Source organism: Sphingobium sp. DEHP117, from assembly GCF_030867385.1.
Lineage (GTDB): Bacteria > Pseudomonadota > Alphaproteobacteria > Sphingomonadales > Sphingomonadaceae > Sphingobium.
Map to the genome: position 1 here is coordinate 356,045 of NZ_JAPFBJ010000002.1, position 11,615 is coordinate 367,659.

Genomic DNA, 11,615 nt, shown 5'->3' on the forward strand with positions numbered 1-11,615 from the left:
CGCTGTTTCCCGCATTGCTGCTTGGCGCATGCGTCAGCGCGCCGTTGCCCATGCCCGCGTCCGCTCCCGCGCCAGCCAGCCCCGCACCAAAACCCGCCCGCCCCGATTTTGTGCTGGAAGGCGCGGCGCGGCAGGGCGGCGCGATCTATGGCTTCGCCCCTTCGCTCGCCAAGGCGGTCATGCTGGACAACGCCCCCGTTCCGGTGGCGGCGGACGGGCGGTTCCTGATCGCGTTTGACCGCGATGCACCGCCGAACGCGCTGCTGACGGCGGAGCTGAGCGATGGCACCCGCCTGACCCGCACAATAGCCATTGCAACCGGCAACTGGCGGATCGAGCAGGTCGATGCCTCGCTCACCGCCAATGTGCCGAGCGCCGAGTTTCAGGCGCGCAGGCCCGCCGAGCTGGCGCGCATCGCCGCCGCGCGGGGCGGCGACAGCGGCGCGAACGGCTGGCGGCAGGCATTCATCTGGCCCGCGACGGGACGCATCTCGGGCATCTTCGGATCACAGCGCGTCTATCGTGGCACGCCGGGCAGCTATCATAGCGGCGTCGATGTCGCGGTGCGCACCGGCACGCCCTTCGTCGCCCCTGCCGATGGCGTGGTGGTGCTCGCCGCCGCCGACGCGCCGTTCACGCTGGAGGGGCATCTGCTGATCATCGACCACGGCATGGGCCTCTCCAGCGCCTTCCTCCACTGCGACAGCCTGGCGGTGAAGGAAGGAGAGCAGGTGCGACAGGGTCAGACGCTTGGCACCACCGGCGCGACCGGCCGGGCGAGCGGCCCGCATCTCCACTGGGGGATGAAATGGCGCGACGCGCGCATCGATCCGGTGCTGCTCACGGGGCCCATGAAGGCCAAGTGATTCGCGCCGAAACTGCTATTCGTCCGTCACCGCGTTGCTACTAAACCCAGCCGCGACCAGAATACGCAAAAACCTTGTCACGTGGTTACGTGATTGATTTTACTCTATCTTACAAAAGAGTGACAAAGCTGCAACAGTGCCATTTAAAACGCCGGATTTCCGCAACTGCGGACTTTACGCGGAACCCTTAACGCCGGTTAATAATTCTCAAGGTCGCAAACTACAGAACCAGTCCTGAGAAATAATCACCTTGTCCTTCACCGAAGGATGGGGGGGAGTGAGCTGTACCTTTGCGCCCGTGGTAGAACCGGGGCCGGCAGTGAGCTTGCCCCTCCAGAGCAAGGGAACTGGACCATGAAAAATACTGATATTGCAGCCCGCCTGCGGTGTGGTGTCGCATCCTCCATACTGGCCATCAGCCTGGCCATACCTACGATGAGCTTGGCGCAAACAACCGACGCGGCAGACCCGGCAGCAGCCGACGACAGCACGATCATCGTAACAGGCTCCCTGCTCAGGCAGGACCCCAACAACACACCGTCCCCCGTATCGGTTGTATCCTCAGAAACCCTTGAGCAGCGCGGCATTCAGACCACGCAGGACGCGATACAGCGGCTTTCGTCCAATAACGGACCGGCGCTGACCAACTCTTTCTCCGCCAATGGCGCCTTCGCCGGCGGCGCCTCTGCGGTTTCTCTGCGTGGTCTCACGACCAACTCGACGCTGGTGCTGTTCGACGGTATGCGCGCTGCCTATTACCCTCTGTCCGACGACGGGACGCGCAATTTCGTCGATCTTAACACAATCCCCGACGACATTGTCGACCGTATCGAGGTCCTCCGCGACGGCGCTTCTTCGACTTACGGCGCAGACGCGATAGCGGGTGTCGTAAACGTCATCACGAAAAAGCAGATCACCGGCATAACCGGCCGGGCAGAGATGGGCCTCAGTGAACGCGGCGACGGGCGTAACTATCGCTTCAGCGCTACCGGCGGTTTTGGCGATCTGCGCAGTGACGGGTATAATATCTACGCCAGCGGTTTCTACTACAGGCAGAAGGCGCTCTATAACCGCGACCTGCCCTATCCCTATAATTCATCGAACCAGTCGGGTATCTGCCGCAACGGAGTGTGTGGCCCGCAGGTCGGCCTCAATGGCAACACCATCAACCCTACTTCCAATGGCTTTGAAGGGCTTCATATCGGCCCGACGGACGCCTCGCTGTTTGCGACCACCTTCTTCGTGGCTCCCTATGATGCGACAAATACCACGGCGTTGGGTCCCTATGATTTCCTCAACCGCGCCGCCGGATGTATTGCCGGAGAAACGCCGTATACCCTCACCCCAACCGAACTCGCGAATAACCCCGATGTCGCTGGCACGGTTTGCCAAGGCGACTTGATTACCCAATACGGCGTGGTCTCCCCCAATATCGAACGCATGGGAGGATCATTCCGTGCAACCAAGGCTTTTGATAACGGCATGGAGGCCTTCATTGAGGGCAATGTGCTGCAAAGCACCGTCGACTATAGCGGCAATCCAGCCAGCATCCGGCGCAACGGGCCTGCCGGAATCCGGTTCCCGCGCTTCAGCACCGCCAACAGCGGCCCGCCGAACGCACCGGGTTCCTTCTCGCTTGCCCTGCCTGTTTTTGTCTGCCCGCTCGTCAATGGATTGCCGCAGGCGGTGTGCGACGCAAGCAATGGTACGCTCAACCCCAACAACCCCTTTGCCGCGCAGGGGCAGGTTGCGCGCCTCACAGGCCGCATCCCCAATCTGTTCGAATATGATGAAACCCGCAGCCGCACCTATCGCTTCCACGCGGGCCTAACCGGCGATCTGACCGACAACTGGAAGTTCGCAGTAGACGCGATCGGTATGGAAACCCATCTGCGCCAGACGCAGCGCGGCTATGTCTATATCCAGCATCTCCTGCATGCGGTGGCCGATGGCAGCTACAACTTCGTCAATCCGCTGGCCAACAGCCAGCAGGTTCTCGATTATCTTGCTCCGGAGAACGTCACCAAGGCAAAATCGAAACTCTATGGCCTGCAGGGAAGCATCAATGGCAATCTGTTCGATCTGCCCGGCGGTCCGCTGCAGATCGGTGTCGGCGCGCAGGTGCGGTATGAGTCGATCAATGCGCCGAGCGCCAATGACGATTTCGCCGGCCCTACCGAGCGCTATTTCGTGCTCAATGCCTTCGGAACCAAAGGCAGCCGCAAGGTCTACTCCGCCTATGCTGAGCTGGACGCGCCGGTTCTCGACATGCTCACCGTCAACGCATCCGGCCGCTATGACAGATATTCGAGCGGGCAGGACGCCTTCTCGCCCAAGATCGGCTTGCGCGCGACACCAATGGAGGGGCTGGTACTGCGCGGGACATGGTCACGCGGCTTCCGCATCCCGAGCTTCGCGGAGGCGAATGCGCTGCCGACCACCGGGTTCGTCAACAACTCCGCGTCGATTTTCAATGATGCGTATCTCCTCCAATATAACTGTTCGGCGGCCACTTATACCACGGCTTGCCCGACCTATATCCGCTCTGGCTCATATGGCCAGACCCAGCTCGCCAGCCCCAACCTCAAGCCTGAGCGCTCGACGAGCTGGACTGCAGGCGTGATCCTGAAGCCGATACGGAATGTCACGCTGTCGCTGGATTACTACAACATCAAGAAAACCAAGGCGATCGTACCCGCACCATATTCCGCCGCGATCCAGGCTTACTATACGGGTCAGCCGATACCGGCGGGATACAACATAATCGCCGATGCCCCCGATCCGGCGTTTGCTACTGCGAAGCCGCGCATAGCGTTCGTGCAGGCACCATTTATCAATGCCAGCACCTATAAGTCCGAGGGCATTGACATCGGCGTATCCGGTAACTTCGATCTGGGCCCGGATGTTCGGTTCAGCTCGTCCCTCGAGGCAAGCTACATCATCAACCTGAGCCAGTCAGTCGATGGCGTTACAGAATCCTATGAAGGCACTTCTGGTAACTTCAACCTCACGGCCGGTTCGGGCACCCCTGAGTGGCACGGTGTGTGGCAGAACACAGTGGAATGGGGTCCGCTGTCGGTCACAGGAACGATCGAGTACTTTGACGGCTACAACCTGTCGGCGGCGGATCAGGGCACAATACCGGGGGATTGCGGCCTGCTGTCCACCGATCCTTCGCAGCAATTCTCGAGCTGTGACGTGGACGATTACATCACGGTGGACCTGAACACGCAATTCCGCGTGAACGACAACTTCACCTTCTATGTCAACGTGCTCAACCTGTTCGACAATCTGCCCCCGATCGATCCGGTCACTTATGGCGCGAACAACTACAACTCTGTTCAGGGCGGCACCGGCATTTTCGGACGTTCCTATCGCGTCGGGATCAAGGCCAACTTCTGACGGCCCCATAGTCTGCGCAAAGAAGGGCGGCCCTCGCGGGTCGCCCTTTTTCTTGCCTTGCTCCTGTCACGCCCAGCATCCCTCTTTCACCACGCCCCCTGATGTGATATCATCACATCCGTGGATCCTGCGCGATCCTGTGCAGGCCACAGGACAGGAGGATGCGTGATGCAGTGGATCCTGAACAATAATCGCACAATCGACACTGGCTATACCGGCAAGCGGGCTTCCCCGCTCGCCATAGGCGCGACGATCGCGGTGCATGTCGCGATCGGCGGGCTGGTTTATATGTTGCCGCCCGGCACCATCCGCGATGTGGTGCCGGATGTGATTTGGATCACCAACGTACCGGTGGAGAAGCCGAAGGAAGAGGCAAGGCAGGACAAGGGCAAGGAACAGCCGCTTCAGCGCGCGGCGCGCACCGACAAGCCGGTCGAGCCGCGAATTGAGCCGCTCGACCCTGTCGGCACCGCCAAGGATCCGCCCATCGGCGACCCGGCTGGCGGCGGGGGAGCGGGCAGCGGTGCGGGCACACAGACGGTCGAACATCAGCCCGTGCTTGTTGCCGCAATCCCGGATCCAAGGCGCCTGCCCGACTTCCAGCCCGATTATCCCGCCGCGATGATCCGCGCGCAGACCGAGGGCTATGCGACCGTGCGCGTTCACATTTCGGCAAGCGGCAGGGTGGAGACGGTCGAACTCATCGACACCAACGACAGTGCGTTCTGGAAGGCAACGCGCAAGCAGGCGCTGGAACGCTGGCGCTTCCGGCCCGCCACGCGCGATGGCGTCGCCGAGCCGAGCGAGAAGGTGATGACGGTGCGCTTCCGCCTGTCAGACCTCTGAGCCGCCGGGGATTGGGGCGGGGTGCGGGCGCTTCGCCCGCCCCCGCCTTTTCTTATTTAAACAGACCGCCGAGCACGCCGCGCACCAGCCCGCCGATCAGGCCGCCGCCCGACGACTTGCGCGACGAGCCGCCCAACACCGCCTTGCCGATCTCGTTGGCGACCTGACGGCCGAGCGACGAGCCGACCGAGCGGGTGGCGGACTGGATCGCGCGGTCGAAATTGCTGGGCTTGGCTGCCTCGCGCGCGGCGGCGGCGTCTGCGCGCGCCTGCGCCTTCAGCTCCGCCTCGCGCTGCTTTGCCTCGATTTTCGCCTGTGCGGCTGCTGCCTTGTCGGCCTCGGCCTGCGCCTTTTCCGCTTCTGCCGCGGCGGCGGCGGCCTGCCCACGCGCCGCGAGGATTTCCTCCGCACTCTCGCGGTCCACCGCCGTGTCATATTTGCCGTCGACCGGCGAAACCGAGCGGATGATCGCCCGCTCCTTGGCATCGAGCGGGCCGAGGCGCGAGCGTGGTGGCGCGATCAGCGTGCGCTGTACGATGCTGGGGCTGCCATCCTCCTGCAACAGCGAGACAAGCGCCTCGCCGACCTTCAGTTCCGTGATCGCGGTTTCGACATTGAGGTCCGGGTTGACGCGAAAAGTCTCCGCCGCCGCCTTGATCGCCTTCTGGTCGCGCGGGGTGAAGGCGCGCAGCGCGTGCTGAACCCGGTTGCCGAGCTGACCAGCCACTTCCTCGGGGATGTCGATCGGGTTCTGCGTCACGAAATAGACGCCGACGCCCTTGGATCGGATCAAACGCACCACCTGTTCGATCTTGTCGGTCAATGCCTTGGGCGCATCGTCGAACAGCAGATGCGCCTCGTCGAAGAAGAAGACGAGCTTGGGCTTTTCGGGATCGCCCACTTCTGGAAGTACTTGAAAAAGCTCGGAAAGTAGCCAGAGCAGGAAGGTGGAATAGAGCTTGGGGCTCTGCATCAGCCGGTCCGCCGCCAGCACGTTGATAGACCCGCGCCCCTTGTCGTCCACGTGGAGAAAGTCATGGATATCGAGCGCCGGCTCACCAAAAAACGCGGCGCCGCCCTGGCTGTCGAGACTGAGCAGCTGGCGCTGGATCGTGCCGACGCTGGCCTTGGTCACATTGCCATATCTGGCGGAGAGCATGTCGGCATTTTCCGCGCAGTAAGCCAGCATCGCCTGCAGATCACCGAGGTCGAGCAGCAGCAGCCCTTCCTCGTCGGCATAGCGGAAGGCGATGTTGAGCACGCCTTCCTGCGTTTCATTGAGGTCCATGAGCCGCGCGAGGAGCAGCGGCCCCATCTCGCTCACCGTGGTGCGGATCGGGTGGCCCTGTTGCCCGTAGAGATCCCAGAAGATCACCGGATTGTCGGCATAGGCATAGTCCGCCATGCCGATCTCCTTGGCGCGAGCCTCCAGCGCGGCGGCGTTCTTGAAGGTGGGCGAACCGGGCATCGCGATCCCGGCAAGGTCGCCTTTCACGTCGGCCATGAATACGGGCACGCCGAGGCGCGAGAAATTCTCTGCGATGCCCTGAAGTGTCACCGTCTTGCCGGTGCCGGTTGCGCCTGCGATCAGCCCGTGCCGGTTCGCGCGCTTCAGATTGAGCGTTTGCGGCTGCCCTGCCGCCGCGCCGATGAAAATGCCGTCGCCCATAGCTGCGCTCCCCGTGCCGATAATAGGCGGACAGGCATAGCGTCCGCCACCGCCCCTGAAAAGAGGCGGGCGGCAGGCGCCATGTAAACTCGGCGATCGTTATTTGGTCAGTTCAACCGGCACATAGCCCCGGAAGCGCGCGCTGGGCCGGGCGATAAGCAGCAACACCGCGCGCTTGCCGGCGGTTCGGGCAGCGGCGACTCCAGCCTTTACGTCCGCTGCGGTACGAACCTTGCGACCGTCGATCTCCAAGATCATGTCGCCACGCTGGACACCGACGATCGCGGCGTCGCTCTGCGGGTTGACGCCGTTGACGACAACGCCCTCGACACTGTCATCGAGGCCGAGCTGGCGGCGGATAGCCGGATTGATGTCCAGCACGGCTATGCCAATGCCGTTCTCATTGGGATTGCGTGGAGCATAATTCGGCTGCTGCGGCTGAGCGCCCTGCGGATCGTCGAGGAAGCCGCCGGACAGCTCCTGCTCGCTCGGGCGTTTGCCCAAAGTGACGTTGACCGTGCGGCGCTTGCCGTCGCGGATCAGCTCCACCGGCACCGGTCGTCCGATCTGCAGGTCCGCGACCAGCACTGACAGCGGGTTGTCGAGGTTCACTTCCTTGCCGCCCACGCTCAGGATCACGTCGCGAGGCTGGATCCCCGCGCGGGCCGCCGGGCCGTCAGGCGGCACGGCATTGACGAACACGCCATGATTCTTGTCGACACCCAGCGCCTGCGCCAGCTTGTCGTTGATCTGCGAATAGCCGATGCCGAGATAGCCGCGCTCGATCTTTTCCCCGCGCATCAGCTTCTCGACGATCGGGCGTGCGATCTCGCCCGGAATGGCAAAGCCCAGCCCGATATTGCCGCCATTGGGCGATGCTATCCAGGTGTTGATGCCGATGACGTTGCCGCTCATGTCGAACATCGGTCCGCCTGAGTTGCCCTGGTTGATCGAGGCGTCAGTCTGGATAAAGCGGTCGTACGGTGAACCGGAGCCGGTGGTGCGCGCGATATTGGAGATGATGCCCGTCGTCACCGTGCCTTCCAGCCCCAAGGGCTGACCGATCACGATCACCCAGTCGCCCACGCGCGAGTTCTTGGTGCTGCCGAAACGGACATAGGGCATTGCCTTGCCGGGCTTGATCTTGAGCACGGCCAAATCGGCCACCTCGTCGCGTCCCACCAGTTCCGCCGCATATTCGGTGTGATCGTTCATGGTGACGGTGATCGACTCGATGGTCGCGGTCGGGTCACCCGGTGCGACCACATGGTTGTTGGTGACGATATAGCCGTCAGCCGAGATCAGGAATCCCGCCCCGAGCGAAGTGCCCTCCTGGATCTGCGGCCCGTTGTTGCCGCGCCCACCGAAGATATTGCCGAACAGGTCATCGAGCGGATTGTTGCGCACCTGCACGCGCTGGCGGGTCGAGATGTTGACCACAGCCGGCTGCAGCCGCTCCACCATGTCCGCAAAACTGCTGGGCGCGCCACGCGGCGCAACGGCAGCCTGCATATTGTCGTTCTGCGCAGGCTGGGCGCCCAGCGGCTCATGCGAGCTGATGGCGAGCGCGGTGCCACCCAGGAGCAAGGCAGCAGTCAGACCATAAACGTAGCGCAAGACATTTTTCCTCTCATATCTCAAGGCGCAGGCCAATGTCCTGCAGCAAAATGTTGGCTCAGCCTTGCCAACCGACATCTGAACCGAAATTGAATAGCTCTCTAGTCGAGGGATCTACCGGCCGCGAAACTCCCGCAGGAAATCGTTATCGGGCGACAGGATGACACTCGTCTGCCCGCCGTTCTCCGGGTTGAACGTGCGCCGGTAGGCCTGCATCGCCCGATAGAAATCATAGAACCGGGGATCCTTGCCGAAGCTGGCGGCATAGACCTGCGCTGCCTGGGCGTCAGCCTCGGCGCGGATGATCTGTGCTTGGCGTTCACCCTGTGCGCGAATGGTCAGCGCCTCCTGCTGGCGCGCCGTGCGCATGCGCTGGAACGCGCTTTGCAGCGGGGTGCCGTCAGGCAAGTCGGCACGCTTGATGCGTACGTCGACCACTTCAGCGCCATATTGCCGGGCCACACGATTAAGCCCCGCGCGGATGTTGTTCATCACCTGCCCGCGCTCTGGCGACAGCAGCGCCGCGAATGGCCGCTTGCCGAGCTCGTTTCGCAACGCCGAACCAAGGATCGGACGCAGCGCCTCCTCCACCCGATCCTCGCTCCCCGCAGACACATACATGCGCAGAGGGTTGGTAATGCGATAGCGGGCATAGGCATCGACCTGAAGCCGCAGCTGGTCAGTCGAGAGCACCTGCTGGCGCTCCATCTTGACGGACTGGATGCGCTTGTCGATCCAGACCACCTGCTCGGCAAAGGGAATGCGCACCGCAAGGCCAGCACCCGTCTGGCCGAAGCGTTCATTGGGGTGGTAGCTGTTCACGATACGCTCCGGCTGGCCGAAGCGGACGATGACACCCTGCTGCGTTTCCGGCACGATAGAAACCGTACTGCCGAGCAAGACCAGCACACCGAGCACAAGAAGCGCTGCCAGCACGGGATTGCGCATGATGCGTTCCATCAGCGGCCTCCTTCCCCGGTCGCGCCGGTACCCGCCCCGTCCTTAGGCTTTCTGCGAATTTCCGGCAGCGGCAGATAGGGCATCACATTGTTGGATTCGATGATCGTCTTGTCGGTATCCGCAAGGATCGCCTCCATCGTCTCATAGTACATGCGCCGCCGCGTCACTTCGGGCGAAAGCTTGTACTGCTCATAGACCTTGTCGAAGGCCGCCGCCTCGCCCTGCGCGCGGGCGTTGAGCTGTTGGGCATAGGCCGTCGCCTGGTTGACATAGGTGGTGGCGTCCTGCTTCGCGGCGGACACCTCCTTGAACGCGTCATTGACTTCGTTGGGCGGATCGGCCTGCTTGATGGCGACACCCTGAATGCGAATGCCGGAGCGATAATTATCGAGAATTTCCTGCATCTTCTGCGCGACCTGCTGCTCTATGCCTGTGCGCCCGGCGCCCAGCGCCTCGTTGAGGGTGATCGTCGCCAACACGGCGCGCATCGCCGTCTCGGCGACCTCCTGAACCGTAGCGTCGGGGTCAGCCAGCTCGAACAGATACAGCTCCGGGTCGCGGATGTTCCAGCGCACCGAATAAGCGAGGTCGATGATGTTCTGATCGCCGGTGAGCACCAGATTCTGGCTCTCACCGGAGACGGACCCGATATCGACCGTGCGGATTTCCTCGACATCGACCGTCTCGACTGTCTCGAACGGCGCGGGCAGGGTAAGCCCGATGCCCGGCGTCATCGAGCGGCTGTAGCTGCCGAGGAACAACACCACGCCACGTTCCTGCGGGCCGATGCGGTGAAAACTGGTGAGGGTGATCCACAATATGGCAACAATACCGAGCGCAATCGGCCACAGCGTGCGGGGATCGCCGCCGCCGACAAAGCCACCGCCCCCGCCAGGCGCGCTACCTTTGCCGCCGCCAAAGTTTTCGCGCCCGCGCCGCAACATATCCTCGATCAGTGAAGGTCGGCCTGCCCCGCCGGGGCCTCCCGCGCCCTGCCCGCCACGCGGCGGCTGGGTCCAGGGATTGCGCGGGCCGCCGCCCGAAGCGCCACCACCCTGCCCGCCAGCCTGCCCCTGCCCGTCATCCGGCGCGCCCTCACTGCCATCAGGCCCGCCGCCCGGCTTGCCGCCCCAGGGGCCGGCCATGGCCAAACCGGGAAGCAACGACAGGAGGGAGCGAAGGCGGCGCAAAAGCGCAGGGGTGTTCTGGTTCATGGTCCGTCATGTATAAGGAGCCGCGCGGCGGAAAAACAGTGCCTTTGCCAAGATAATCGCATATGGGGCGCGGCATGACCGACCTGACCCCTCTTTCCGCCGAAATCGCATCACTTTCCCAAGGCCGCGCCAGTGCCATTCGGCTTAAGGAAGGCGTCCTCTCTCTGGTGCTCGATGTGAGCTCGCTCGGCGCGGACGAGCGCCGCGCCATGACCGCCGCGATCGAGGATGCGGCGCGCGCGATTCCCGCAGTCACTGCGGTGCGCATCGCGGAAACGGCAGAGAAAAAGGGCTGCACCATCATCGCCGTCGCGTCCGGAAAGGGCGGGGTGGGCAAGTCGACGGTCTCCGCCAATCTCGCCATCGCGCTGAAAGCCATGGGTGTGAAGGTGGGCTTGGTCGATGCCGACATCTATGGCCCTTCGCAACCGCGCCTGCTTGCGAGCGAGGGTCAAAAACCGCTTGCGCAAGACAGCAAGATGATCCCGATTACCGGCGTGGGCGGCGTGCCGATGCTCTCCATGGGCCATCTGGTCGAGCCGGGGCGGGCCATCGCATGGCGCGGGCCGATGGCCGGCAACGCGCTCTCGCAACTTATCGACGCACACTGGGGCGCGGTGGACGTGCTCATCGTCGATATGCCGCCTGGCACCGGCGACATTCAGCTGTCGATGGTGCAGAAGCACAAGCCGGCAGGTGCGGTGATCGTCTCGACGCCGCAGGATCTCGCGCTGATGGACGCAACCCGCGCTGTCAGCCTGTTCGAGCAGGCCGGCGTGCCGATGATCGGGCTGGTTGAAAATATGGCGGGCTATAGCTGCCCTCACTGTGGCCACCAGTCTGATCCGTTCGGGACCGGCGGGGCGGAAGCTGCAGCAAAGGCAATGAACATGCCGTTTCTGGGGCGCATTCCGCTGGCTATCGACATCCGGCAGGCGTCTGACGCCGGAACGCCACCGGCCGCGGGCGACGCACATGAGGCAGCGCCTTTCATTGCCGTCGCTGCGCGGGTGAAAGACTGGCTCACCGCCAGAGGTTAGG

General features: G+C 63.1%; 8 protein-coding genes. 4 read left to right on the top strand and 4 right to left on the bottom strand.

What is annotated here, in order from left to right; translation table 11 throughout:
* Nucleotides 1–50: 50 nt before the first annotated feature.
* The 3 genes from OOT33_RS08755 (at nt 51) to OOT33_RS08765 (ending at nt 5,114) form a co-directional block, all read left to right on the top strand.
* Nucleotides 51–866: a peptidoglycan DD-metalloendopeptidase family protein gene (locus OOT33_RS08755; protein WP_307750341.1), complete on the top strand. Its 816-nt coding sequence runs from the start codon at nt 51–53 to the stop codon at nt 864–866.
* Between the two features lie 354 nt (nt 867–1,220).
* Complete coding sequence (locus OOT33_RS08760; protein WP_307749641.1) at nt 1,221–4,268, top strand: TonB-dependent receptor domain-containing protein; 3,048 nt, start codon at nt 1,221–1,223, stop codon at nt 4,266–4,268.
* A gap of 168 nt (nt 4,269–4,436) precedes the next feature.
* On the top strand, nt 4,437–5,114 hold the full coding sequence (locus tag OOT33_RS08765; RefSeq protein WP_307749642.1) for a TonB family protein: 678 nt from the start codon (nt 4,437–4,439) through the stop codon (nt 5,112–5,114).
* Nucleotides 5,115–5,166: 52 nt separating this feature from the next.
* On the opposite strand, the gene OOT33_RS08770 is transcribed toward OOT33_RS08765, so the two are convergent.
* The 4 genes from OOT33_RS08770 to hflK all read right to left on the bottom strand — a co-directional run bounded on the left by OOT33_RS08770 (nt 5,167) and on the right by hflK (nt 10,574).
* The gene (locus OOT33_RS08770) at nt 5,167–6,783 is read right to left on the bottom strand and encodes a helicase HerA-like domain-containing protein (protein WP_307749643.1); all 1,617 of its coding nucleotides are present in this window, start codon (nt 6,781–6,783) and stop codon (nt 5,167–5,169) included.
* A gap of 99 nt (nt 6,784–6,882) precedes the next feature.
* Complete coding sequence (locus tag OOT33_RS08775) at nt 6,883–8,400, bottom strand: Do family serine endopeptidase (RefSeq protein WP_307749644.1); 1,518 nt, start codon at nt 8,398–8,400, stop codon at nt 6,883–6,885.
* 114 nt (nt 8,401–8,514) lie between these two features.
* Nucleotides 8,515–9,360: an SPFH domain-containing protein gene (gene hflC, locus OOT33_RS08780; protein ID WP_307749646.1), complete on the bottom strand. Its 846-nt coding sequence runs from the start codon at nt 9,358–9,360 to the stop codon at nt 8,515–8,517.
* The gene (hflK, locus tag OOT33_RS08785) at nt 9,360–10,574 is read right to left on the bottom strand and encodes an FtsH protease activity modulator HflK (RefSeq protein WP_307749647.1); all 1,215 of its coding nucleotides are present in this window, start codon (nt 10,572–10,574) and stop codon (nt 9,360–9,362) included. The genes hflC and hflK overlap by 1 nt, the downstream gene beginning before the upstream one ends.
* Before the next feature lie 74 nt (nt 10,575–10,648).
* Between hflK and OOT33_RS08790 the strand changes: the two genes are divergently transcribed.
* Complete coding sequence (locus OOT33_RS08790; RefSeq protein WP_307749648.1) at nt 10,649–11,614, top strand: P-loop NTPase; 966 nt, start codon at nt 10,649–10,651, stop codon at nt 11,612–11,614.
* Nucleotide 11,615 lies beyond the last annotated feature (1 nt).